Raw genomic sequence first — 25,931 nt, 5'->3', positions numbered from 1 at the left:
TTGAGACTTTTTCAGCAGTCTCTTCCCCAACCTCTTCTTTTTCATATAAAACCCCTTTAAATTAACCGGCCGCCTTCCCCCAAGCGGCCTAATACTCCCTTAACAACTAGCTGAAAAAGTCTGCTAAGATATCAAGGTTATTTTGCATAAAATCTAAAGCGATATTCGGCATCACACCAAACAGTACTGAACCAACCACAGCAACAATTAAGACCACAATGATTCCGAATGGAAGATTGAACTTGCTGTCATCGCTTGCCGGACGGAAGAACATTTGCGTCATCACGCCGAAATAGTAGAAATACGAAACGACCGTCGTCGCAATCATAATCGACGCAAGCACATAATGCGGCGTACCATAAAATGCCCCGATAAAGATGTTTAATTTCCCAATGAAACCAGCTGTCCCTGGGAAACCTGCCAACGAAACAAGCAGTAAGCCCATTACGACTGCAAGCACCGGCGAGCGGCGATACAATCCAGCAAAATCAGCAATCTTCGTTGAGCCTGTTTTTTCGCTAACCACCTGGATGACCGCAAACGCGCCAAGGTTCATGAACAAGTAAGCGAGCAGGTAGAACCAGATCGAATAAAACATATTCGAGCTCAAAGATGTTAACGCCACTAGAATATAGCCGGCATGAGCGATACTTGAGTAAGCAAACATCCGTTTTATGTTCGACTGCTTCAAAGCGATCACGTTACCAATAATCATGGTTGCCCCAGCGATAAAGGCGATATAGTCCTGCATCTCTAGCAAAATCGGCATTTGTGGATTTCCAACCGATGCGGCCGAACCAAATACCGTTAACAAAATGCGGAGTACAATCACAAATCCCGCTGTCTTCGAAACCACACTTAGAAAAGCGGTAACTGGTGTTGGCGCCCCTTGGTAAACATCAGGTGCCCACATATGGAACGGAGCCGCACCCAGTTTAAAGGCTAATCCAACAAAAACCATCAAAAATGCCAAGGTTAACAAGTACGCTTGCTGGCCATCCGTAACCGTGGACAACCGGCCGGCAATGTCGAGCAAGTTGGTTGAGCCTGTTAAGCCATAGATATAGCTCATCCCAAACAACGTAATCGCAGTCGAAATTCCGCCATTGATGACGTATTTCATCGCTGATTCGTTAGACTCTAAATGATACTTGCGGATCCCCGCTAAAATATAAGAAGAAACAGTTAACAATTCCAAGCCGATAAACAGCGTAATTAGATCGCCGCTGGATGTCATAATCATTGCACCTAGCAAGGCCGATAAGAATAAGTAATAAAACTCGCCGCGATATTCTTCCAAGCCGTCTTTCGGCTCATAGCTGACGGCCAAGAACATGACCAGACCTGCACCTGCAAGCAGCAATAATTTAAAGGCCATCGCGAAACTATCTAAGCGGAACGAATTCTCCAAAATCGACGTCACTGGTCCGCCGACCATGCCAAGCACAGAAACGATCGCTGCAAATATGGCCGCAATCCCGATCCAGCCGAGAATTTTTCGATCCATATTTTTCGGCATAAATAAATCTAAAAGTGTAAGAAGTGCAGATACACCAAGGATGATGAACTCTGGCGTCATGGCACTCCAATTAAATTGCTGCAAGGACTCAAGACTCATCCTTCATCACCCTCCTATCCCTAGCATGATCGTTTCAAGTGTAGTTTGTAGCGGTGCGCTGAGGACACTTGGGAAAACACCAATTAAAACGATTAACAACATCAAAATGACCACAGGCACGAATTCCACGCCTTTCAGGTCAAGGACGCCGGTAAATTCACGATGCGACTGGCCGTACGTAATCCCTAACACCGCGCGAAGCAAGTAAGCCGCCGTCATGATAATCCCGATTGTACCGACTGCGGCAATCCACGGCATTTCTTTGAAAAGACCGAGGAACGCCATAAACTCACTGACAAATCCAGACATCCCCGGCAAGCCAAGCGACGCCATCCCTGCAGCCAACAAGAAGCCCGCTGCAATCGGCATGCCCTTCGCCATTCCGCCCAGATTCTCGATCAGCGATGTATCGGTGCGTTCATAAAGGATGCCCACCAAGAAGAACAACAGCGCGGAAATCAATCCGTGTGAAATCACTTGGAAAATCGCCCCCTGAACCCCAGCCTCATTCATCGCCGCAAGTCCGATTAACACAATACCCATATGAGAAATGGATGAATAAGCCAAAACCATTTTAAAATCTGTTTGAATGAACGCTAGGAACGCCCCGTAGAGGAGGTTAATCACCCCAAGGACAGCAATGAGCGTCGCAAGTGTCTTAAATTGCTCGGGAAAAATCCCCATCCCAAAACGGATTAATCCGTACGCACCGATCTTCAGGAGAATCCCTGAGTGGATCATAACAACAGATGGCGGCGCTTGAACGTGTACCTTCAGCATCCAGCTGTGTAATGGGAAAATCGGTAATTTTACACCAAACGCAATCAATAAGGAAATGAACAAGCCAAGCTTCAAGTCGCCAGACAGCGGCGCATTTGGATCGGCCACCATTTTAACAAGCATATCAATGTTTGTTGTCCCTGTTTTTGCAAACAGAATCATGATCACGATAAGCAGTACGGCTGACCCTAAGCCGTTATAAATTAAGAAGCTGTAAGCTGCCTTTTCTTTTTCAAAATAACCCCATTTTCCAATTAAGAAGAAGGTCGGGATTAAGGTGATTTCAAAGAAGATGAAGAACAGAATTAAGTTTTCGGCGGTAAACACGCCGAGCATCCCGATTTCTAACAGAAGGAAGAGCATGAAATAGCCTTTCCATTCTTTTTTCACAAACTTTGCCGCCGCAATCGCTGACAGCGTCGCTACGACCGCTGTGAGGACGACCAGCAAGAGTTGAAAGCCGCTCAAGGCCAGTTCATAGTAAACCGAAAAAACTGGCTCTTCGATGCCGCTCATTCCCCGGAATTGAATCCACGGAACGGATACGGTAAAGTCCGCCAAATCCTTGCCAAATTGATAATGAAGATAGGCCGCTAGGGCCAGCAGTAAGGCCGGCAGTGTGGCTAGGAAGCCAACCGCTTTAATCGCTTTTTCTGCCGTTTTAGGCATGAAAGCCAGAACGATGATACCTAGTAAAGGGGAGAATACTAGGATTGAAAGAACAGATGTTAAATTCATCGTAGGTACCCCCCAGTTAATGCAAAGATGACAACGAGTACCGCAAGCCCAATAAAGGCGACCGCGCCGTACGTTTGAACCTGTCCGGTTTGCAGCTTCGAACCAGCTGCCCCAAGACCTTGGACAATCCCAACCACACCCTTGACGAGTCCTCCGACAAGGAAGACATCAATGAAACGTAAGAAGTAGCTGAGTCCTTTTGTGAATGCGACGACCGTCAGCTGATAGAACTCGTCGACGTAATATTTGTTCGTTAAAATCGTGTGTAATGTATCCCCTGTGCCGCTTAACCAGTTGCGGGCCACAGACCGCTTGCTGTACATCAGGTATGCAAGGTAAATTCCTGCTAAGGAAACAACCGTTGCGGCAATCATGATCCAGCTTGGACCTTCGACGTGACCATGGTGCGCGAGCGCTTCGTTGCCATCAACAAGCCAGTCGCCAAGGAAGGTTCCAAACCAAGGTGTATTGACATAACCAGCAACAATCGCAAGAACTCCGAGGAGAATCATCGGGTAAGTCATGTTGGCTGGTGATTCATGCACATGCTTTTGTTCTCCGCGCGCTTCACCGGTAAATACCATGAAGAACAAGCGGAACATATAGAAAGCTGTCATAAATGCGGCCGCAAGTGCGAGCAAGAAGAGGAATGGATGTCCGCCTTCCCATGCCGCAACTAAAATTTCATCTTTGGAGAAGAATCCGGAAAGCCCTGGGACACCGCTGATCGCGAGTGTTCCGATTAAGAATAGCGGTCCGGTTAGTTTGAGCTTTTTCCAAAGTCCGCCCATTTCCTCGATGTTCTGTGTATGTACCGCATGAATGACGGAGCCGGCTGCTAAGAATAATAGCGCCTTGAAGAATGCGTGTGTCATCAGGTGGAATACCCCAGCAACATATCCGGCAGACCCTAAGGCAAGCATCATGTAACCAAGCTGTGAGACCGTTGAATACGCGAGTACACGTTTGATATCGGTTTGCACAAGACCAATGCTTGCCGCAAAAATCGCGGTAAACGCGCCAATCACGGCGATCGTAAGGAGCGCTGTTTTGCTCGCTGCGAACAGTGGAAATAGTGCCGCTACCAAATAAACACCGGCAGCAACCATCGTCGCCGCGTGGATTAAGGCCGAAACAGGCGTCGGACCTTCCATCGCATCCGGAAGCCAGGTGTGAAGCGGGAACTGACCCGACTTACCAACCGCCCCGATGAAAATAAGGATGGCAGTTAAGGTAATCATGGTGCCTGACACCGCGCCCGTCTCAACGGCAGCGAAAATTTCACTATATTCAAAGCTTTTGGTTTCCCAGAATAGCAGAATCATGCCGATAAATAAGCCTACGTCCCCGATCCGGGTCATAATGAACGCTTTTTTCGCGGCCGCCTTCGCTTCGTCCTTGTAAAAATAAAAACCGATTAATAGGAAGGAACCGACACCGACAAGCTCCCAGAAAATATAGGTTTGCAGTAAGTTTGGTGAAATCACCAGACCAAGCATTGCAAACGTAAAGAGTCCTAAATAGGCATAGAATACTGGAAACCGCTCGTCCCCTTGCATATAACCTTTGGAGTAGGTATGTACTAAGAAACTTACGAGCGATACGATAAACAGCATTAATGCATTTAATTGATTCACTTCAAAGCCCGCTGTTAGATGCATATCTCCTATCGTGAGCCAGTCAAATTTCGTAACATAGGTTGGCTCAGAAAAGCGCTCGAATAATACCAAAATCGAGTAGACAAGCGATGCCAATGTAAGCAGAATCCCCACATACGCACTCGCCTCTTTCAGTCGCTTCCCGAAAAGAAGAAGGATCAAAAACGATAATAGCGGGAAAAGCGGTATGAGCCATGCATTCTCCATCATTATCACTATCCCCTTAGACACGGGCGGCGGCTGTCACCACCCGAGTTTTGTCGAAAGTTATTTTTATCTGGTGCCTGACACCCTTCGTGGACAAATCCACATAAATGTCCGCCTGCAGTGGACAACTCAACACAAAGTTGCAGCGTCCGTCCACCGTGGACAAAATGGCGAAGTGTCTTTTCGTGGTGCCTGACACCCAATTTTTTTTAGTTTTTCATTGTGTCCATTTCGTCGATGTTGACGGTCTTTTTGGCGCGGTAGAGTGAGATTAATATGGCTAGACCGACAGCTGCTTCGGCTGCTGCGACGCTGATCGCGAACAGGGCGAAGATTTGGCCGGTAATGGACGGCGCCATTCCATATTTGCTGAAGGTTACAAGATTAATATTGACCGCATTCAGCATTAATTCAATCGAAATCAGGACAATAACGGTGTTCCTTTTGGTAAGTGCACCGTATAAACCGATGCAAAACAAGATCAGTGCAAGTGCCAGGAAGGCTGAAGCGGGAACAGAACTCATTGGTCGTCCGCCTCCTTCTTCTCATTTTTCGCTAAGATAATCGAACCGACAAGGGCGACGAGTAGTAAAACAGACGTTAACTCAAACGGAATGATGTATTTTGAGTAAAGTGCTTTACCGATTTGCATCGTGTTGTTTTCATGCAAGGTGGTCGGAACCTGTTCGATATTGAAATTGTAAATGCCAAGGTACACAGCAAATGCAAAGCCGAGAATTCCTAAGAAGACGAGGATTTTCCTCCATTTGCCGGTTTGTGGTTCATGTTCATCATTATGCTTTGTTAACATGATTCCAAATAGCATGATGATGGTAATCGCACCTGAATAGATTAAGATTTGCACGGCTGCCACAAATTCGGCTGACAGCAGCACGTAAATTCCAGCGATTGCGACAAAGGTGAAGATCAGTGAAACGACCATATGAACTACCTTGGTAAGGTTTAAAAGAAGCACACCGCCGATAATGGCGACAAGTGCGATTCCCATAAAAGCGAGGAATTCGCCGGAAAAGGTCATGGTTTATTCACCTGCCGTATGTTTTCATCGTTTTCATCTAACCATTCTAGGTTTTTAAATAACATGTCACGGCTGTATTCAGCGAGCTCGAAGTTATTGGTCATGATAATCGCTTCGGTCGGGCATACCTCCGTACATAAGTCACAAAGGATGCAAATTTCAAAGTTAATATCATAGGTATCAATGATTTTCCCTTTTTTCGTTGGGTCCGGATGCTTTTTACCCGTTAAATTAATACAATCCGTCGGACAGATGTTCATACACTGATTACAAACAATACACTTTTCCGGATAAAACTTTTGAATACCGCGGAACCGGTCTGGCAGTGGAAGCGGCTTGTTTGGATAATCATACGTAACCTTTTCTTTGGTCAAGTTTTTTAGGGTATATTTCAAGCCTTTTGCTAATCCAAGCACGTTTTTCACCCCTTTTACATTTTAAAGATGGTTTTTGGTGTCAGGCACCATGTGAAGGCTGTAACACATCTCAGCCACACACTAGGTTCCTTTACTTAGAAAAATAACGATTTTACTAATGCTGTTAAGAATATGTTTGCTAGTGCGATTGGCAATAGTACTTTCCAGCCAAATTCCATGAGTTTGTCGGCGCGGAAACGTGGTAGTGTGGCCCGCAGCCAAATGTAGACAAAGACGACGACGCTGAATTTGAGTGCGAACCAGACGGCGCCTGGGATGAAGTCCAGGAAGCTGATTGGTGCCAGCCATCCGCCAAGGAAGACGACGGTAATGAGTGCGGACATTGCGAATAAGTACACATATTCAGCGAGCATAAAGAAGGCCCAGCGGAATCCGGAATATTCTACGTGGTATCCAGCAACTAGTTCGTTTTCCGATTCCGGCAGGTCAAATGGTGTCCGGTTTAATTCGGCGATTGATGCAATGAAAAAGACGATGAAGCCGATTGGCTGTAAGAGTACGAACCAGCCATGTTTTTGTGCTTCGACGATATCATTTAGGTTTAAACTTCCTGATAAAAGGATGACGCCTAGGACGGACATGACTAACGGGATTTCGTAGGAAATCATTTGGGCTGATGCACGCATGCCTCCTAAGAGGGCGTACTTGTTATTTGATGCCCAGCCGCCAAGGAGCATGCCAAAGGTTGTCAATCCGCTAACGGCAATATAATAGAGTAATCCAACACCAATGTCAGCAAACTGAAAGGCGTCTGTGAACGGCATCGTCGCTAAGACCATAAAGGATGGCGCGAAGGCGATGACTGGTGCAATGATAAATAATGGCTTGTCGGCTGCCTTTGGAATGATGTCCTCTTTTAGTAACAGCTTGAGGACGTCTGCGACGGTTTGTAATAGTCCCCATTTACCGCCGACCTGGTTTGGACCATGGCGCAGCTGCATGTAGCCTAAGACTTTCCGCTCTGCTAAAATTCCGTAGGTAACAAATCCTAATACGATTAAAAGCAAGACAGCGCCGAGTAAAAAGAAAATTCCAAAGTTAGCCCAACCCGGACTTGACTGGAGCAATTCTTCTATCATTAGCCGTCAACCTCCCCAAGGACAATATCAACTGCCCCTAAAATAGCAATCATGTTTGCAATGTTTTCGCCCTTTAATAGTTTCGGGAGAATTTGCAGGTTATAGAAGGATGGTCTTCTAAACTTTAAGCGGTACGGCTCTTTTTTGCCGTCGCTATAAATATAGCAGCCAATCTCTCCACGCGGTGATTCAATCCGGACGAAGGCTTCGCCTTTAGGTGCCTTAATGATTTTCGGCACTTTCGCCATAATGGGACCTTCACCAGGGAATTGTTCCACGGCTTGTTCAAGGATTTTCAAGGATTCTTCAATCTCTGCAAGACGCAAATGGTAGCGAGCTAAGCAATCGCCGTCTTCTGAGGTCGGTACATCAAAGTTAAAACGATTGTAAACGGAGTAAGGCTCATCTTTACGGAGATCCCATTTCACGCCTGTACTGCGCAGGTTTGGTCCGCTCAGTGAATATTGGAGTGCCTCTTCTTTTGTATATTTGCCGACGCCTTTGACCCGGTCGAGGAAGATTTCATTTCCGGACACAAGATCGTGATAGCCTTTTAGCTGGCCGCGCAGGTATGGTACAAAGCTGCCTACTTTTTCAATCCAGCCTTCAGGTGCATCCCACTTCACACCGCCAACGCGCATATAGTTGAAGGTCAAGCGGGCCCCCGATAATTCGTTAAGCATATTGATAATCATTTCGCGGTCACGGAAGGCATAGATGAACGGACTTGTTGCACCTAAGTCAAGGATATACGTACCCCAGGCGACAAGGTGGCTGGCAATCCGGTTCAATTCCATCGCAATGACACGTAAGAAATCAGCTCGTTCAGGAATTTCAATCCCCATCATGGTCTCGACGGCATGACAGAGGATGTAGTTATTGGTCATCGAGGACAAATAGTCCATTCGGTCGGTGTAAGGAATAATCTGCGTATATTGGAGATCTTCAGCTAACTTTTCTGTCCCGCGGTGTAAGTACCCGATGACAGGTTTCGCTTCGGTAATGATTTCCCCATCAATTTTAACAACCAGCCGGAAAACTCCGTGCGTACTTGGATGCTGAGGACCGACGTTTAATATCATTTCTTCTGTTCTGATCATTGGTTACACCTCCACGTCGTACGGCTCGTAATCTTTTCGCAGTGGATGGCCAACCCATTCTTCGCCTAGCAAGATGCGCCGTAAGTCAGGATGTCCTGGAAACTTGATTCCTAATAAATCATAGGCTTCACATTCAGGCCATTCTGCGCCTGCCCAAAGTGGCTGCAAGGACTCGATTGTTGGTTCGCTGCGGTCAATCTTCACTTTTAGGGCGACGGACTGACGGTTTTTGTATGAGTACAAGTGAACATAAACTTCCATATGTGTTTCAAAGTCTGTCCCATGAAGCTCTGATAAATAATCGAACCCTAAGAGCTCATTATATTTTAAAAATTGAGCTACTTTGTAATATGTATCACGCTTCGCCACGAGGGTTGGAACGTCCTTAGATAGTTTATTAATATAAGAATCTTCTATAACATCTGGTCCCAGATGTTCGGTAATCACCTTCACATACTTATCGAGGTATGGCTGGTTTAGTGATGGTTTCGTTTCGGCTGCTGGAGCCGCTGTAGCATCCGCTTTTCCGCCTGCTGCGGCTGCTGCATTCGCCTTGGCCGCTGCTACTGCTTTGGCCTTTGCTTTCGCCGCTGCAATCGCTTTAGCCTTTTCGTCATCCCCGCCTGCTGCTGCGTCTGTGTCGGTTCCTACTCCTGCTCCGGCCGCTTTAGCTTTTGCCGCAGCTGCTGCCTTTGCTTTTGCTGCTGCCACTGCTTTCGCCTTGGCCGCTGCTGCCGCTTTTGCCTTGGCATCGTCTCCGGCTGGGGCGTTGTCGCCTGCCTCGGATTCAGCTGCTGGGGCTGCTCCGCCAGCTAGTTCCATCGCTTTTTTCTTCGCTGCGGCCGCCGCTTTCGCTTTCGCTACCGCTGCTGCCTTTTTCTTAGCTAGATCATCGCTATCGCCTGAAGTCGAATTTTCAGCCGCTGGTGCCGGCGTTTCAGCTGGCGCAGATTCCTCGGCTGGGGCTGTACCGCCAGCAAGCTCCATCGCTTTACGTTTAGCCGCTGCTGCCGCCTTCGCTTTCGCTACCGCCGCCGCCTTTTTCTTCGCTAGATCGTCGCCGTCATTTGCCGGTGCTGGCTCTGATGCTTCGGCCTTAACTGGTTCCGCCGGTTTTTCCTCCTGCTTCGGAGTTGGTGAGGCTTCCCCTGCAGCCTTCGCCGCCCGTTTCGCCGCCGCTGCCGCTTTCGCCTTTTCAACGGCTTCCTTTTTTAACTGATCAAGATCTTTATCCCCACTCATCGGTTAGATCACCTTCTTCCCAGTCTTCGCTTCATAGCGAATCTTTTCCTTTAATTTATTGATTCCATAAATTAAAGCGGCTGGGTTTGGAGGGCATCCAGGTATGTACACATCGACAGGAACGATTTGATCGACTCCCTTAACGACGGAATAAGACTTTACATACGGCCCACCTGCTGTCGCACAAGAACCCATCGCAATGACCCATTTCGGTTCAGGCATTTGGTCATATAATCTTCGTAAAATTGGTGCCATCTTCTTCGTCACCGTGCCAGACACAATCATACAATCCGACTGGCGTGGTGACGTACGGAAAAAGGAACCCGAACGATCCAAATCATAATTCGCTCCGCCTACACCCATCATCTCAATCGCACAACAAGCCAGACCAAATGTCACCGGGTAGATCGAACTGCTTCGAGCCCAAGCTTTAATTTGCTCTAGCGTAGTCATAAATACATTTCGCTGTAACTCGGCCATTTCTTGTTGTGAAATGCCATCTAGTTTTAATTCCATCGTAGCACCTTCTTTTTCCAGGCATACACAAGGCCAATTAATAACATAATAACGAAAATCAACATCTCGATTAGTGCAAAAATCCCCAGTTTATCATAGGCCACCGCCCATGGATATAAAAACACGGTTTCTACATCAAAAATAACAAACATCAGGGCAAAAATATAATAGCGGACATTGAACTGTACACGGGAATCGTGAAAAGGCTCAATACCGCTCTCATATGTGGTATACTTCGCTTCGCTCGGTTTATGCGGACGCAGAAGCTTACCTAAATATAAAGCCACCGCAGGCAGCAGCACCCCAAGACATAGAAACGCAAAGACGATCAGATAATTATTCTGATATACATTTAGAAGTTCCATGCCTATCCCCTCCAATGTTGTAAATTTTCATACTAATGAATATTGTAACCGAATTCATTATAGCATTGTTACAAACCCATGTCGACAAACCAAATTCATAAAAATTGGAATACTATCCGCCGCGAAATTCCTGATTAAAAGGCTCTTGAGAGCTCGCTCTCAAAAGAGACTTTCAATCAGGAATTTTGCAAGCTTCAGCGATAGCTGAAGCGCAGGATGCGCTAGCATCCGGCGGATAGAATTACAATTTACACCTGAACTAAGTCGTCGACATGAAGTCCCCTCCCCTGAGCGTTTGCGTGATCTCGCAGAAACACATCCTGAATTACTTCAGAGATGACGCAAGAGCGAACCCGCCACACTAGAATAGAAGGAACATGTTTTAGTGCACGTGATCTGGAGCGTTAGCGGAAGATGACGTGCATAAAGGGTTCGCAAGAACCCAATAACCTACCTAATAATTCGACAACAACCCCTATTTAACTACAAATTGTGTACAATGTCAGTGAGTTTTGTCATTAAAAATACATCGAATATCTCTTTTTTTTAAACAAACTTATATTTTTCTAAAAAAGTAATAAACAATCCAAACAAAACTCAACCTCACATTAATGTAAACATGTCCCCTCTACAATCATATTCACACCCAAACTTTTAATGCTATTTTCCGAATCAAGTCTTAACTCCCGCTAAAAAGCCAGTCGCAAGACTGGCTCACCTAACTAATTTCCCATAATTATAGAAATAACTCTCTCTCATAACCCTTTCCAAATACCACTTTCAATAAAACCTCGTATTTACTGTCCACTTCCCCAATACACCCTCAAACCGACCAAAAAGCCAATCGCAAGATTGGCTCAACTTACTAATTTACCCCAATTATAGAAATAACCCTCCTTCAAAGGCCTTTCCAAATACCACTTTCAATAAAACCTCATATTTACTATCCACTTCTATCCATTTACTGTCCACTTCCCTAATAATACTGTCCACTCCCCAATAAACCCTCAAACCGCCCAAAAAGCCAGTCGCAAGACTGGCAGGGTAACTTTCTTCCCATCATGAATACGCTAAAATCCCCCTCCCTCCACACCACAACTATAACCACACACCCCCAAAAAACCACAAAAAACCCCTCCAGCGGCAAACTAATTGCCTCCAAAGGGGTTCGTCGATTTTTTCCAAAAACACTACATTCTTCGTTCCGATACGCCGAGGCGATTGATGGCACGCTGCAAGGCAAGCTCAGCACGTCTGAAATCGGTATGCTCGACTTGATGGTCTCTCAGACGCTGTTCTGCGCGTTCCTTCGCTTTTAGGGCACGTTCAACATCAATTTCAGACGCAGTTTCCGCTGATTGGGCTAAGATAGTCACCTGATCAGGACGGACCTCTAAAATTCCACCGCTTACCGCGACATAATCCGTTTTGCCGTCTTTTTTAAGACGTACGGAAGTAATTTCGAGCGGAGCCACCAACGGCATGTGGCCTGGGGAAATCCCCAAATCACCACTTGTTGCCTTGGTACTTACCATTTCCACATCTGAATCAAACACCGGGCCATCGGGAGTAACAATACTGACTCGAATCGTCTTCATTTTTTACCCTCCAGGCTCTGTTTAGACCTCTACACCCATGCGTTTCGCGCTCTCAATAACATCCTCAATACGGCCAACGAGACGGAAAGCATCTTCTGGAAGGTGGTCATACTTACCTTCAAGAATCTCTTTGAAACCACGAACTGTTTCCTTAACAGGTACATAAGAACCTGGCTGGCCAGTAAACTGTTCAGCAACGTGGAAGTTTTGAGATAAGAATACTTGAATACGACGCGCACGTTGTACCGTTAACTTATCATCATCACTTAGTTCATCCATACCAAGGATCGCGATAATATCTTGTAACTCTTTATAACGTTGTAAAGTTGATTGTACTTGGCGGGCTACATTATAGTGCTCTTCGCCAACAATATCAGGTGACAATGCACGAGAAGTTGAAGCCAAAGGATCCACCGCTGGGTAAATACCCATCTCAGAAAGCTTACGCTCAAGGTTTGTTGTTGCATCTAAGTGAGCGAAAGTAGTAGCCGGAGCCGGATCCGTATAGTCATCGGCTGGTACATAAATCGCTTGGATCGATGTAACTGATCCTAAGTTTGTAGAAGTAATACGCTCTTGTAATTTACCCATCTCAGTAGCAAGAGTTGGCTGGTAACCTACCGCTGATGGCATACGGCCAAGTAGCGCGGAAACCTCAGAACCTGCTTGCGTGAAACGGAAGATGTTATCCATGAAGAACAACACGTCTTGTCCTTGCTCATCACGGAAATACTCAGACATAGTCAAACCAGTTAAAGCAACACGCATACGTGCGCCAGGCGGCTCGTTCATTTGTCCAAATACCATCGCAGTTTTCTTGATAACGCCTGAATCAGTCATCTCGTGGTAAAGGTCATTACCTTCACGAGTACGCTCACCAACACCGGCGAATACCGAAATACCACCGTGCTCTTGAGCGATGTTATTGATCAATTCCTGGATTAATACGGTTTTACCTACACCCGCACCACCGAAAAGACCGATTTTTCCACCTTTAATATATGGTGCAAGAAGGTCTACTACCTTAATACCAGTTTCAAGAATTTCAACTTCAGTAGAAAGGTTTTCAAATGTTGGTGCTTCGCGGTGAATCGAATCACGGCGCTCACTTGCTGGAATCTCAGCCGCAAGGTCAATCGTTTCACCCAATACGTTAAATACACGACCAAGTGTTACATCACCAACTGGTACAGAAATCGGTTTACCAGTATCTTCAACTTCTATTCCACGAGTTAAACCATCTGTGGTAGACATCGCGATCGTACGAACTGTATCATCACCTAAATGAAGAGCTACTTCAAGGGTAATGTTGATATCAACTTCGGATGCATTACTCGCTTTACTTGAAATTTTCAACGCATTATAAATCGCAGGCAGATGACCGCTTTCGAACTTAACGTCAACTACCGGACCCATAATCTGAAGAACGCGTCCTTTGCTCATCGTTTTCCCTCCTTACTTACTCTCTCGCAGAAACCACCACAAGCATTTTTATGAAAATGAACTCATTGTGGTCACGCGTCTTGTTCTATAATGAACAAAATGAGTGGGAACGGACATAACGTTCCCTGCTCAAAATCTAGTCAAACCCGCTACATCGGGTTCATTTTTAAAATAAAGGTTTTATTCAAGCGCTGCCGCACCGCCAACGATTTCCGTGATTTCTTGGGTGATCGCTGCTTGACGGGCACGGTTGAAAACTAGTGTATAGTGATTAATTAGTTCTTTAGCATTATCAGTTGCATTTCTCATTGCCGTCATCCGAGCAGCATGCTCACTCGCTTTGCTGTCTAAGAGTGCTCCGTAGATCAAACTTTCAGCATATTGAGGCAGGAGAACTTCTAATATTTCTTCAGCAGACGGCTCAAATTCATAGGAAATGAGTTTGTTTGAAGTGGCTAAGTCCGATAACGGAAGGAGCTTCTTCTCCTGTACTTCCTGTGAAATGGCACTTACATAATGACTGTAATAGACATATAATTCATCGAAAGTTCCATCGGTAAACATTCCAACCGTTGCTCGGGTAGTGTCTTGAATGTCAGCAAAGTTAGGCTGAGCTGGGATCCCAATCGATTCAAGGACCACATTCATGCCGCGTTTGACAAAAAAGTCACGTGCCATTCTTCCGATTGCAATGATCGCGAATTCATCATTCGATTTATGACGGCTTTGGATTGTTTGAAAAACATGACGGAGAACGTTGCTGTTAAAACCGCCAGCAAGTCCGCTGTCAGAAGTCATAACAATATAACCGGTTTTCTTAACAGGTCGACTGGTCAGCATGGGATGATTTACTCCGCCTGAGCCAATTGCAATCGATGCCGTTACTTCTTGGATTTTTTCCATATAAGGTACAAATGCTTTCGCATTTACGACGGCACGATTCCACTTTGCAGCAGAGGTCATTTCCATTGCTTTTGTTATTTGACTCGTCTTTTTAGTTGAATTGATACGAGTTTTTATCTCACGTAATGAAGCCATAGGTTCTCACCACCCTTTTTCAAAGAATGTCTGGTTGGGCGTGCGGCCCGCCTTACGGGTGCCGCGCGCTCACCGTTCTAAATGTCAGACCCTATTATTCGGAAACTGCAAACGTCTTTTTGAAGGCGTTGATTGCAGAAGCCATATCGTCATCAGAAGGAAGGTCCTTCGTTTTTGTAATATGGTCTAACAACTCTTTGCGGTTGTGGTCTAACCAATTAAGGTATTCTGATTCAAAACGACGGACATCCTCTAATGGAATATCATCAAGGAAACCGCGTGTTAATGCGTAAAGGATTGCAACTTGCTTCTCAACTGATAGTGGCTTGTGAAGATCTTGTTTCAGAACTTCAACCGTACGTGCACCACGATTAAGTTTTGCTTGAGTCGCTTTATCTAAGTCTGATCCAAACTGAGCAAATGCTTCTAATTCACGGTAAGAGGCAAGGTCAAGACGTAGGGTACCAGATACCTTTTTCATCGCCTTGATTTGTGCAGATCCACCTACACGTGATACGGAAAGACCCGCGTTGATCGCCGGACGAACACCGGAGAAGAATAAGTCAGATTGTAAGAAAATTTGTCCATCAGTAATTGAAATAACGTTTGTTGGGATATACGCTGAAACGTCCCCTGCTTGCGTTTCAATGAACGGAAGCGCAGTGATCGAACCAGCACCAAGTGTATCGTTAATTTTTGCGGCACGCTCTAGTAAGCGGCTGTGCAAGTAGAAAACATCCCCTGGATAGGCTTCCCGACCTGGAGGACGACGAAGCAGCAAGGAAAGCTCACGGTAGGCAGCTGCTTGTTTAGAAAGATCATCATATACGATCAATACGTGTTTGCCAGCATACATAAACTCTTCAGCCATTGAAACACCAGTATATGGAGCTAAATATAGCAACGGAGCAGGTTGTGATGCAGAAGCAGTAACAACGATTGAGTATTCTAACGCGCCGTATTTACGTAGTGTTTCAACTGCGTTACGAACGGTTGATTCCTTTTGACCGATCGCAACATAGATACAAACCATGTTTTGACCTTTTTGATTGATAATCGTATCGATCGCAACAGATGTTTTACCTGTTTGACGGTCACCGATGACTAACTCACGTTGACCACGTCCTATTGGCACAAGGGCGTCAATCGCTTTAATACCTGTTTGTAATGGCTCATGAACGGATTTACGAGCCATAACGCCTGGAGCAACTGCCTCAACTGGGCGTGTTTTTGTTGTATTGATTGGACCCATACCATCAACTGGTTGTCCAAGCGAGTTTACCACGCGTCCGATCAATTCCTCACCAACTGGAACCTCCATGATGCGTCCTGTACGGCGAACCTCGTCACCTTCCTTGATTTCAGTGTAAGGTCCGAGAATGATAATACCAACGTTATTTGCTTCAAGGTTTTGTGCCATACCCATAACGCCGTTTGAAAATTCAACAAGTTCTCCAGCCATGACATTGTCGAGGCCATGAACACGTGCGATACCGTCACCGATTGAGATAACTGTACCAACATCAGTTACTTGAATTTCCGCCTGATAGTTTTCAATTTGCTTTTTTATCAGGGCACTAATTTCTTCAGCTTTGATGCTCATGAGTTTCACCCCTAATCTTTCGAATCTAGCTTAACAATTTACGTTCTAAACGATCGAGTTTTCCTCTTAATGACCCGTCATATATACGATTTCCAATGCGAAGGCGGATACCGCCAAGCAGGTTGGAATCTACGATATTTTCAATTTTTAGGGACTTTTTGCCCACTTTTGCTGCAAATACAGATGAGATTGCTTCGCGTTCCGCATCCGTTAATTCACGGGTGCTGTAAACTTGCGCCTCGGCAATGCCCATCTCATCATTTGCCAGCTCTAAAAATTCATTTGCCACGTCAACGATTTGGTCTTCACGGTGGCGGTCGATTAAGATCAACATTGTATTTAATACATTTACATTTACTGTTGCGAAAGATGACTTAATGATTTCTTTTTTCTCTTCAATTGAAAGCTTAGAAGAATTTAAGATATTTTTTAATTCAGGATTGTATTGTACAACTTCCTTCACTACACGAAGTTCTTCTTCAATAACTCCGAGCGCTTGAGTTTCTTTCGCAATTTGGAAAAGAGCCAACGCGTAGCGTTTTGCTACCATTGAGTTACTCATCGCTCTTCTCCTGCCTCTTTAATATATTCGTTAATGAGCTGCTCCTGATCTGCTGCAGTTAATTCTTTTTCAATTACTTTAGAAGCAATTAATACAGATAGTGAGGCAACCTGTTCGCGAATAGCGGCAACAGCTTTTTCTTTTTGCTGCTCAATTTCAAGCTTTGCTGCTTCTTTGACGCGTTCAGCTTCTGTACGAGATGCCGCAACGATTTCTTCACGTTGAAGTTCACCTTGCTTTTTGGCATTTTCGATTAAGTTTTGCGCATCATTACGTGCTTCTTTTAAAAGATTTCTTTGTTCTTGTAAAATCTTTTCTGCTTCTAAACGGCTGTTTTCTGCCGCACTAATTTCACTACCAATATGCTCTTCACGCGTCTTCATAATGCCCATTAATGGACCCCATGCAAACTTTTTGAGCAAGGCTAACAATACAAGAAAAACGATAAGCTGGAAGAAAATATCCCCAGTATTAATGTGGCCGCCGCCTTCAGCAGCAGTGGCTAATACTAAACTGTTTGTTAACACCCTCGGTTCACTCCTTTCAAGAGTTGCTTAACGATAGCAAAAACACATAAATGAATGGCGAGGATTTGTTGATCATCGCCATCTTGAATTTTCCTACTATTATCGGTTTAATACCATGAACGCGATAACTACACCGATAATCGGTAATGCTTCTACTAACGCAACCCCGATAAACATAGTTGTTTGAAGCAAACCACGATGTTCAGGTTGACGAGCGATACCTTCTACTGTACGACCTACGATAAGACCGTTACCAATACCTGCACCTACTGCTGCTAAACCGATTGCGATTGCTGCTGCTAAAACACCAATTGATCCTGTCATTACTTTTTTCCTCCTTAAATGTATAAAACATCAATTAATTTTTTATTTTGTTCATAAAATGAACGGTGTATTATTAATGGTCGTGACTCACTTTATGAGCCAAGTAAACCATTGTTAACATTGTGAAAATATAAGCTTGAATCGTACCAACGAATACAGAGAACCCTTGCCATACCAATGTTAGCGGGATAGCCGCAATCGTACCAGCAATTCCTTGATGTGCCAGGCCTGTTGCTAATAGTGATAGAAGCAACTCACCAGCGTAAATGTTACCATATAGACGCAGACCAAGAGTCAGCGTATTGGCAAATTCCTCAATGATCTTCAATGGGAATAAGAATTTCATTGGGCTGAAGAAACCTTCTGCATAGCCTTTGACACCTTTTAGCTTGACACCATAATAATGGGATAGTGCCAAAACCATAACTGCTAGTGTTAAAGTGATGATTGGATCGGCCGTTGGTGATTTCCACCAAAGCTTTTCATCAACCACAATCGCAAATGGAAGACCTAACATATTGGATACAAAAATATACATAATTAATGTAATTCCAAGGATGTGGAACCTTCCGCCTTCTTTCCAATCCATCGTGCTGTTGATGACCCCTTTAACAAAGTCCATCACCCATTCAAAAAAGTTTTGCATCCCTGTAGGTTTCATTGCCAGCTTTCGTGTAGAAAGAATGGCTATTAGGAAAACAATTAGACTTGCTACTGTGATCATCAGCATATTTGCGCCGTTAAACCAAAGGCCCATAAATTTAAACTCTGGAACCTCATGATGCATGTAAACTCACCTCGCTTCCGCTTCATTTATGTACATGCAATGCATGGTAAAAATAATCTATCATAATGACAATATAGGATGTCATTAATCCTATCACTAAACTAATCATATCGAATTGCTCTGGGTATCTTAATGCGATTAACGCAGCAATTCCCGCCACAGCCATCCTCGAGAGCGAACCTAACGACTTGGGTTTTTTGCCCTCTGTAACCTTTTTATCAAAGCTCTCCGTCTTTCTAACTAGTATCCAAAGATTCAAATAACTAAAGCATGTCCCAAGAATCAGCCCTAGAAATATGGTTTGGTACGAGGTGAAACCCCAGCCTAGAACATAAATGGACAACAAGTAAAAAATCCATTTGCGCTGCCTGTTGAACATTACTCTGAAATCTGGCATAGTTATTTATCTCCTGAATAGAAATGGCGGATTGAAAGGAGCATGGAATAGGTACCCGCTCCAAGACCTATAAGCAGTCCGATTATTAAGAAAATTGGTTCGGTACCCCAATGCTGATCCAGCCATCTGCCTGAGAAAATACCTATTAGAATGGAACCTACTAATTGGGAGACAATTGCGGACATTAAAGCCATAGCTTGTAATGGGTTGCGGTTGTTTTTACGCATATAACACATCCTCACTCTGAGAGAATGTCAATCGGGCAAAAAGTAATATCCATAACCTAAATACTATCTTTAGATAGATTTATTTACATGAAAACCCTATCATTTACACCCTTAGTTAGCATACAATAGCACCCTGTCAATGTCAATTAAATTACGTGAATTATGCCACAAAGTATTTCCTGAAGTATTTTCCAATTTGGAATTTACTCAACAATCTTATTGTAGAGTAAATTGTGAAGGAATTTTGTTCATTTTGTGTCTATTTTGTGAACAATTATAATTATACTAATGGTACAATATTATGAACTTTTATTATGATTTTGTTAAAAAGACCATGTCTTGGTGTGGACAAGGTCTTTTCTTAAAATTGCTTTTTAGTCTTCTTTCCTCTCAATCGTGATCATCCGTTGGATATGGTCCTCTTTGCTGGCCTTTTTGGCAAAAACCTTTACTAAATAGGTCCCGTTTGCTGGAAGCTGGTCGTCTGGGATGTCCTTGCGAACAAGTCCCTTTTTCACATTGGGAATCGTATCTAAATAGCCGACAAAACGATAATCCTCCGGGTTAAACAAGGCAATCCCAAATTCCTCCGCCCCGCCCGGCAAATACACCTCATAGCGGTACTGTCCTGGTTTGTCTCCTTCGGCAAAATCAAAGCCCATGACCCGTGGATAGTCCGGCTCCTCTAAAACATAAAGATAGGGAATGCGAACTGATGCCCCGCCCGCCTGCAAGCGGAGATATCCGTCGTGAATTTTCCCTTTAAACACCTGCGGGTCGACCGTCAACTCGACCGTTATGTCCTTTGTTTGCTGAGGCTCGAGCGTAAACGAAAGCGGCAGCCGCCATTCCAGTCCATCGATATATGGCGGGATATCAAACGAATAACGCTGGTCTTGCTGGCTTGTATTTTCGACATGAAGATAGGCTTTATGGACATCACTCTGTTCCGTAAATTTCCCAAACCGGATACTGCTCGGTGTGACGAGTGTGGTGGCTTGGATCGCTTCGTCAACCTGGATTCTGCCTGCCCCCTGTTCAAAGGTGCGGTAGTAGGCGGGTTCTCCCTGTGTACCAAGGGTTCGCCCGTTGATGGTAGTGGTCTTACGTCCGGCTGCGTTCGGGATGGCCGCCGTACGGTCAACGCTATTAGACTTTGCGAGCGGTTTTGCCGTGTTCATCAGGGACGCTTTGATTTGTTCGGGTGTCCAGTCCGGATGGGCCTGCTTAATTAATGCACAGGCCCCAGCGACGTGCGGCGCCGCCATACTCGTCCCTTGAAGCGACAAATAGCCGCCCGGAATCGTCGAATTAATCGCTACTCCGGGGGCAACAATATCTGGTTTGATTTCCCACGTTCCCGTCACCGGTCCCCGCGAGCTAAAGTCAGCGAGCCGGTCCGAATCCTCGCTGACCGTGACCCGTGCCGAGGTGGTTTGTCTTTTTAAGGCTTTTTGTAAAATAACCCCGTCTTCCTTCGAGATGGCGCCGACTGGGATCGACATTTGCGTATCGAGGTTTCCCATGAAACGGCCGCCGCTCATATTGTTGTAGATGAGCACCGCTTTTGCCCCTGCCCGCTTCGCATTTTCCGCTTTTTTGGAAAAAGTTAAGACCCCTCTTTTGATGAGGGCAATTTTCCCTTCAATATTTTTCAATTCATCAGGTCTGCCGATGCCGCCATCGACAATGTCAGCGGAGCGGTCGAGCGCCCACTTAGCTGAGCCTTCGAGCGGTTCAATCTGGAATTTATCCCGACTTCCTTCTATTAATAGATAGGGTGTCTCCAAAGTTGGGGTCGACGCACCAACCGATATCGCTTTGGAGGCGGTTCCAGGTGAGCCAACACTCCAAACATTTGGCCCGGAATTACCAGAAGCCGCCACGGCGACGATTCCGCGATCGACGGCGCGGTTGAGGGCGAGGCTGATTGGCAGGTCGGGCCCGTTGATATCATTCCCGAGCGAGAGATTGACGACATCCACTTTATCCTTAATCGCCTGGTCAATCGCCGCGAGCACCTGCTCGGTGGTCCCGCCCCCGCCCGGCCCAAGCGCGCGGTACGCAACAATTTTTGCCTCCGGGGCAACGCCTTTTATTTTTCCATTGGCTGCAATAATACCGGCCACATGGGTTCCATGGATCGTCGCCTTCCCGAGGGCGAGCGTTTCCATCGGATCGCGGTCGTTGTCAACCAGGTCCCGGCCGCCGGCATAGTTGCGCTTAAGGTCGGGATGGGTGTAATCGACGCCCGTATCAATAACCCCGACCGTTACCCCTTTTCCCGTCAGCCGTTCATTTTTTTTATCAAAAAAACTGCGGACTTCCTCCCCACCAATAATTTTGACGCTTTCCTCGGTTTCGGCTTGGTAGGTAATAACCGGCGAGACGTTTTTGATTTGTTTATGGCTGCGGCCGATTTCGGCAAGTGTTTCTGCGCTGCCTTCGACCGAGAATCCATCAAGCGCATGGTGGAAAACACGGCGAAGCTTAACGTCTTTGTAGGGTTTCATGAGCTGCAGGATTTCCTGGTCGGTGTGTGGTTTGTCCAGGATTATTATGGAAGTTGTCTCCTGCGTGCTTTTGGTGATCGAAGGATGGATGAGTATTTTCGGAGTTTGAAAAGCTAGCAGTAACGCGAGTAGAAGTTTCATCGATAGATTTCCCCTTTTTCCATATCGTTTTCATTGAGTGGGGAAAGTATGCACGACTATTTTGGGAAACGGGCATCGGGTATTTCCTATTTACCTGGTGGGAATCGTGTATGCGTTGATTTCCTTTTCATCAAGCGGGCACAGGAGCTGATTTTTCGGCAGTGTGTATTTTGTTCCACGTTTAGACCCATTAGACGTGAGGTTAAGCGCCCTTAGTTGTTTCCCTGCTACAACGGTGGATTTAATATGTGTAAACTCAGCAAACTGCTTCCTCGTAATCATCGGTCCAATCAAGAGAAAATAATCATCTACAGTTGGAAAATGAGCCGTTTTTGAGATTAACAGGCAATTAGGACAGTGCCAACTTGCTGAATAATAGTCCATCGAGACGGTTTGACACTTAGGACATAACACTCCAGTTATAATGTCGTCTTTTGATAATTTGTAGGTGTGGAGAATATCAGGAATAGGAGTTTGATGGTGGGCTAAAAGGAGGTCCACTAATTGGCTGGTTTTTCTTTTGCTAAACACGGGTTTTTGATACTTCATTTCAAGCTCTTCCAGTTTGTCCAGAAGTGACTCGGCATAAATCAACTCATTGAAAATTTGCTGATTGTCAGGAGTTGTTTCCACTTTAGTCGTCGGTTTACTGATGATTACCACTTTTTCAATTGGCAAACCCTGCATTTGCATCTTTCTGAGCCAATTTACGAATTGCAGTTTTTGCCTTTTCACCTGAAGAATTGGATTCGAAATGCCCTCTTCTTCATTATTAAATTCCTTGGTTACATGATTGGTTTCCTTGTTAAAAATCAATTTCTTCGATAGATTTTTGACTTCTGCCATGAAGATAAACCTCTGTGAAAGTATCACTAAATCAATTTGGAATGCCTTCTTGTCAGTTAGCCGCAGGCCATGAAAAATGTAATATTGATCTTCGGGCAAAAGCGAAAGATAGTAGCTGCATTCCTTCTCGCCGTAGTATCCCTTCAGCCACGATCTTAAATCTCGTTCGACTGTCGGTCTGATTGGATGATTTTTCGATACCCTGCGGAGTACCGCCATACATTGGTAAGCTTGAATTGGTAACTTCAGTTCTAAAACGACCATATACATCACCTCTTTTTATATATTCAGTGGTAATTTCTATTATAAGATTAGATATCCTCCTTAAAAATTAAGCAAATTATATCATTTTAGTGAAATTTAGTCTTTTTGCCGTTCATTTTTTAGGTCTATTTCGGTTCTTGTTATCGTTTTATGTTCTTTATTCAAGTTCAAAATTGTTCTCGTTGGAGTTTTGTGCCATCTCCCGGTGGTTTTGTGCCGATTTCTAGAGTTTTGTTCCATTTCTAAGAGGTTTTGTGCCATTTTCAAGGTGTTTTGTGCTATTAGACATATTTTCCCAAAAGTGAGCCCTTTTTTTTAAAAAATAAATTGGTTCCAGTATGGATTTTCTCTTATTTCGAGAAATATATCGGGTTCCAAAAAGGATTTTGTATTTTTCGAAAAACAATTTGGGTTCCAGTACGGATTTTCCTTTTTTAAGAAAAATAATTGGAATTCCAAAACCGATTTTTTATTTCCCCAAAAAAATAATTCAGGCTCCCAATCTCATTATTTTTCCAAAAAAAAAATGACCTATTTTTAATAAAACCAACAAAAAAAGCCGAAGAGTACTCTCGACTTTTTTTCAAACGGTATCCTATTTCGTTCCAAACAACCGATCTCCTGCATCACCAAGGCCTGGGACGATGTAGCCGTGGTCATTTAATTTCTCATCTAATGCAGCGATATAGATATCCACGTCCGGGTGGGCTGACTTTACTGCTTCCACGCCTTCTGGTGCTGCAATTAAACACATAAATTTGATATGTTTCGCACCGCGCTTCTTCAAGGAGCGAATTGCTTCAATCGCCGAACCGCCTGTTGCAAGCATCGGATCAACCACAATGAAATCACGCTCTTCCACATCACTTGGGAGCTTAATATAATACTCAACCGGCATCAAGGTTTCAGGGTCGCGGTATAAACCGATATGGCCCACTTTCGCAGCTGGGATTAATTTTAAGATACCATCAACCATTCCGATTCCTGCACGCAAAATGGGCACAATCCCGATTTTCTTACCGGCTAGAACCTTGGATTTCGCTGGGCAGACAGGTGTTTCGATATCGATATCCTCAAGCTGCATATCTCTGGTAATTTCAAACGCCATCAGCGTCGCGACTTCATCGACAAGCTCGCGGAACTCCTTTGTTCCTGTGTTTTTATCACGTATGTAAGTTAGTTTATGTTGAATGAGTGGATGGTCGAAAACGAATACCTTGGCCATAATCATCGCTCCTTATTTTAAATTATAAACACTTCGTCTCATTTTACAGAAAAAAAAGGCAATGAGCAAATAGAATTCAGCACTTTCAACTAGTTAGATTTTTCAAAAAAAATCGGCCTACGATAGGCCGATTCTCTGCTGCTAAAATAAGAAAGTATTAGTTTTTGAACATAGACAACTGTCTAGCTCCAGCGCCCTAGCGGCTAGTGTCCTTCGCTCTCCACCCTACGATAAGTCAACATCGAATCACCTTCGGCTCTTCGTGTTTCCTTTATCTCAGTTGGAGCGCTCCAGGCCATACGCCGCTGAACAGGGCGCTTGCGCTTTTCTTATTAATATTCTGGATAAAGAGTAAATTTGCTTGTTAAGGCCTCGACACGACCTTGCGCTTCCTCAAGTTTCGCCTCATCTTCATGGTTCTTCAAGGTAAACGCGATAATTGAAGCGATCTCGTCCATATCTGCTTCAACAAAGCCACGGCTTGTCACTGCTGCCGTACCGATACGGACACCGCTTGTTACAAACGGACTTTGCGGGTCAAATGGAATTGTGTTTTTGTTAACCGTGATGCCAACTTCATCCAGTACCTTTTCAGCAACCTTGCCAGTTAATCCAAGCGTAGTTACATCCACTAACAAGAGGTGGTTGTCCGTTCCGCCGGATACTAACTTCAAGCCTTCCTTTTGAAGACTTTCAGCTAAGCGCTGGGCATTTGTGATAATCTGACCAGCATATTCTTTGAAGCTTTCCTGTAATGCTTCGCCAAACGCAACAGCTTTCGCAGCAATGACGTGCATTAGCGGACCGCCCTGAATTCCAGGGAAGATCGATTTATCAATTTTCTTGCCGAATTCCTCTTTGCAAAGGATCATTCCGCCGCGTGGGCCGCGTAATGTTTTATGTGTAGTTGTGGTGACAAAATCAGCGTACGGTACTGGGTTTTGATGCAATCCTGCCGCAACAAGTCCAGCGATGTGCGCCATATCCACCATGAGGTATGCACCGACTTCATCGGCAATCTCACGGAACTTTGCAAAGTCAATCGCACGCGGGTACGCACTAGCACCAGCAACAATCATTTTCGGCTTGTGCTCGAGTGCTTTTGCACGCACATCATCATAATTGATGCGGTGCGTTTCTTGGTCCACACCATATTCCACAAAGTTATATTGAACACCACTGAAGTTAACTGGGCTGCCGTGTGTTAAGTGGCCGCCGTGGGATAAATTCATGCCAAGCACGGTGTCACCTTGCTCTAGAACTGTGAAGTAAACCGCCATATTAGCTTGTGCACCTGAGTGAGGCTGCACGTTCACGTATTCCGCTCCGAAGATTTCCTTTGCGCGGTTGCGGGCTAAGTCTTCGACGATATCAACATATTCACAGCCGCCATAATAGCGTCGGCCAGGATAGCCTTCTGCATATTTGTTTGTTAAAACGGACCCCTGCGCTTCCATGACTGCTTCACTTACAAAGTTTTCTGAGGCAATTAATTCGATTTTTGAACGTTGACGACCTAATTCTTTTTGAATCGCTTGAAAAACCTGTTCATCAGCTTGTGGCAAATGCTTCATGACAAAAATCCCCCTTATATGTATTGTAACTTAGATACTTTTCGAAAATTCTTTTTTATTTTAGCAGAAACACCCTTAAATTA

The 25,931-nt window shown here is 44.9% G+C and carries 25 protein-coding genes; all 25 read right to left on the bottom strand.

Annotated features, from left to right (window positions below; translation table 11 throughout):
* Window positions 1-106 precede the first annotated feature (106 nt).
* The 25 genes from nuoN to glyA all read right to left on the bottom strand — a co-directional run bounded on the left by nuoN (window position 107) and on the right by glyA (window position 25,848).
* Window positions 107-1,618, bottom strand: a complete 1,512-nt coding sequence (nuoN, locus tag J7E63_RS06795) for an NADH-quinone oxidoreductase subunit NuoN (RefSeq protein WP_215010764.1) — start codon at window positions 1,616-1,618, stop codon at window positions 107-109.
* 6 nt (window positions 1,619-1,624) lie between these two features.
* Window positions 1,625-3,136 carry an NADH-quinone oxidoreductase subunit M gene (locus J7E63_RS06790; RefSeq protein WP_215010763.1) on the bottom strand — a complete coding sequence of 504 codons (1,512 nt, stop codon included), beginning with the start codon at window positions 3,134-3,136 and terminating at the stop codon, window positions 1,625-1,627.
* The gene (gene nuoL / locus J7E63_RS06785; RefSeq protein ID WP_215010762.1) at window positions 3,133-5,004 is read right to left on the bottom strand and encodes an NADH-quinone oxidoreductase subunit L; all 1,872 of its coding nucleotides are present in this window, start codon (window positions 5,002-5,004) and stop codon (window positions 3,133-3,135) included. The genes J7E63_RS06790 and nuoL overlap by 4 nt, the downstream gene beginning before the upstream one ends.
* A gap of 206 nt (window positions 5,005-5,210) precedes the next feature.
* Window positions 5,211-5,525, bottom strand: a complete 315-nt coding sequence (nuoK, locus tag J7E63_RS06780) for an NADH-quinone oxidoreductase subunit NuoK (protein ID WP_098932392.1) — start codon at window positions 5,523-5,525, stop codon at window positions 5,211-5,213.
* Window positions 5,522-6,040 (bottom strand): NADH-quinone oxidoreductase subunit J, encoded by a 519-nt coding sequence (locus tag J7E63_RS06775; protein ID WP_215010761.1) that lies wholly within the window; start codon window positions 6,038-6,040, stop codon window positions 5,522-5,524. Before J7E63_RS06775 ends, nuoK begins: the two co-directional genes overlap by 4 nt.
* Window positions 6,037-6,456 carry an NADH-quinone oxidoreductase subunit NuoI gene (gene nuoI / locus J7E63_RS06770; RefSeq protein ID WP_088090191.1) on the bottom strand — a complete coding sequence of 140 codons (420 nt, stop codon included), beginning with the start codon at window positions 6,454-6,456 and terminating at the stop codon, window positions 6,037-6,039. Before nuoI ends, J7E63_RS06775 begins: the two co-directional genes overlap by 4 nt.
* A gap of 95 nt (window positions 6,457-6,551) precedes the next feature.
* The gene (gene nuoH / locus J7E63_RS06765) at window positions 6,552-7,556 is read right to left on the bottom strand and encodes an NADH-quinone oxidoreductase subunit NuoH (protein WP_088090192.1); all 1,005 of its coding nucleotides are present in this window, start codon (window positions 7,554-7,556) and stop codon (window positions 6,552-6,554) included.
* Window positions 7,556-8,656 carry an NADH-quinone oxidoreductase subunit D gene (locus J7E63_RS06760; protein ID WP_168241275.1) on the bottom strand — a complete coding sequence of 367 codons (1,101 nt, stop codon included), beginning with the start codon at window positions 8,654-8,656 and terminating at the stop codon, window positions 7,556-7,558. Before J7E63_RS06760 ends, nuoH begins: the two co-directional genes overlap by 1 nt.
* Before the next feature lie 3 nt (window positions 8,657-8,659).
* Window positions 8,660-9,898: an NADH-quinone oxidoreductase subunit C gene (locus J7E63_RS06755; protein WP_215010760.1), complete on the bottom strand. Its 1,239-nt coding sequence runs from the start codon at window positions 9,896-9,898 to the stop codon at window positions 8,660-8,662.
* 3 nt (window positions 9,899-9,901) lie between these two features.
* A complete protein-coding gene (locus tag J7E63_RS06750; RefSeq protein WP_088090195.1) occupies window positions 9,902-10,414 on the bottom strand; it encodes a NuoB/complex I 20 kDa subunit family protein in 513 nt (170 codons plus the stop codon).
* Complete coding sequence (locus J7E63_RS06745) at window positions 10,405-10,779, bottom strand: NADH-quinone oxidoreductase subunit A (RefSeq protein ID WP_215010759.1); 375 nt, start codon at window positions 10,777-10,779, stop codon at window positions 10,405-10,407. Before J7E63_RS06745 ends, J7E63_RS06750 begins: the two co-directional genes overlap by 10 nt.
* Window positions 10,780-11,969: 1,190 nt before the next feature.
* Window positions 11,970-12,377 (bottom strand): F0F1 ATP synthase subunit epsilon, encoded by a 408-nt coding sequence (locus tag J7E63_RS06740; protein WP_215010758.1) that lies wholly within the window; start codon window positions 12,375-12,377, stop codon window positions 11,970-11,972.
* A 21-nt stretch (window positions 12,378-12,398) separates the two neighbouring features.
* On the bottom strand, window positions 12,399-13,820 hold the full coding sequence (gene atpD, locus J7E63_RS06735; protein WP_214732857.1) for a F0F1 ATP synthase subunit beta: 1,422 nt from the start codon (window positions 13,818-13,820) through the stop codon (window positions 12,399-12,401).
* Window positions 13,821-14,000: 180 nt separating this feature from the next.
* On the bottom strand, window positions 14,001-14,858 hold the full coding sequence (gene atpG, locus J7E63_RS06730) for an ATP synthase F1 subunit gamma (protein ID WP_214712017.1): 858 nt from the start codon (window positions 14,856-14,858) through the stop codon (window positions 14,001-14,003).
* A gap of 94 nt (window positions 14,859-14,952) precedes the next feature.
* Window positions 14,953-16,461, bottom strand: coding sequence for a F0F1 ATP synthase subunit alpha (atpA, locus tag J7E63_RS06725; RefSeq protein WP_214712015.1), 1,509 nt, complete (start codon window positions 16,459-16,461; stop codon window positions 14,953-14,955).
* A gap of 25 nt (window positions 16,462-16,486) precedes the next feature.
* Window positions 16,487-17,023 (bottom strand): F0F1 ATP synthase subunit delta, encoded by a 537-nt coding sequence (locus J7E63_RS06720; RefSeq protein WP_214712013.1) that lies wholly within the window; start codon window positions 17,021-17,023, stop codon window positions 16,487-16,489.
* The gene (gene atpF / locus J7E63_RS06715; RefSeq protein ID WP_098932386.1) at window positions 17,020-17,550 is read right to left on the bottom strand and encodes a F0F1 ATP synthase subunit B; all 531 of its coding nucleotides are present in this window, start codon (window positions 17,548-17,550) and stop codon (window positions 17,020-17,022) included. Before atpF ends, J7E63_RS06720 begins: the two co-directional genes overlap by 4 nt.
* A gap of 99 nt (window positions 17,551-17,649) precedes the next feature.
* Window positions 17,650-17,862, bottom strand: a complete 213-nt coding sequence (gene atpE / locus J7E63_RS06710) for a F0F1 ATP synthase subunit C (RefSeq protein WP_348982654.1) — start codon at window positions 17,860-17,862, stop codon at window positions 17,650-17,652.
* A gap of 85 nt (window positions 17,863-17,947) precedes the next feature.
* On the bottom strand, window positions 17,948-18,661 hold the full coding sequence (gene atpB, locus J7E63_RS06705; RefSeq protein ID WP_214712012.1) for a F0F1 ATP synthase subunit A: 714 nt from the start codon (window positions 18,659-18,661) through the stop codon (window positions 17,948-17,950).
* Between the two features lie 22 nt (window positions 18,662-18,683).
* Window positions 18,684-19,058: an ATP synthase subunit I gene (locus J7E63_RS06700; protein ID WP_088090205.1), complete on the bottom strand. Its 375-nt coding sequence runs from the start codon at window positions 19,056-19,058 to the stop codon at window positions 18,684-18,686.
* Between the two features lie 2 nt (window positions 19,059-19,060).
* Window positions 19,061-19,285 (bottom strand): AtpZ/AtpI family protein, encoded by a 225-nt coding sequence (locus J7E63_RS06695; protein WP_088090206.1) that lies wholly within the window; start codon window positions 19,283-19,285, stop codon window positions 19,061-19,063.
* Between the two features lie 374 nt (window positions 19,286-19,659).
* The gene (locus tag J7E63_RS06690) at window positions 19,660-21,939 is read right to left on the bottom strand and encodes a S8 family serine peptidase (protein ID WP_215010757.1); all 2,280 of its coding nucleotides are present in this window, start codon (window positions 21,937-21,939) and stop codon (window positions 19,660-19,662) included.
* 90 nt (window positions 21,940-22,029) lie between these two features.
* Window positions 22,030-23,049 carry a nuclease-related domain-containing protein gene (locus J7E63_RS06685; protein WP_215010756.1) on the bottom strand — a complete coding sequence of 340 codons (1,020 nt, stop codon included), beginning with the start codon at window positions 23,047-23,049 and terminating at the stop codon, window positions 22,030-22,032.
* Between the two features lie 595 nt (window positions 23,050-23,644).
* Window positions 23,645-24,274, bottom strand: a complete 630-nt coding sequence (gene upp, locus J7E63_RS06680; RefSeq protein ID WP_215010755.1) for a uracil phosphoribosyltransferase — start codon at window positions 24,272-24,274, stop codon at window positions 23,645-23,647.
* 332 nt (window positions 24,275-24,606) lie between these two features.
* Entirely contained in the window at window positions 24,607-25,848 is a 1,242-nt protein-coding gene (glyA, locus tag J7E63_RS06675; RefSeq protein ID WP_214712009.1) for a serine hydroxymethyltransferase, read from the bottom strand.
* Window positions 25,849-25,931 lie beyond the last annotated feature (83 nt).

This window comes from Bacillus sp. ISL-75, from assembly GCF_018613095.1.
Note: the sequence above shows the minus strand (reverse complement) of the source record. Positions and strands in the feature narration are given on the sequence as shown.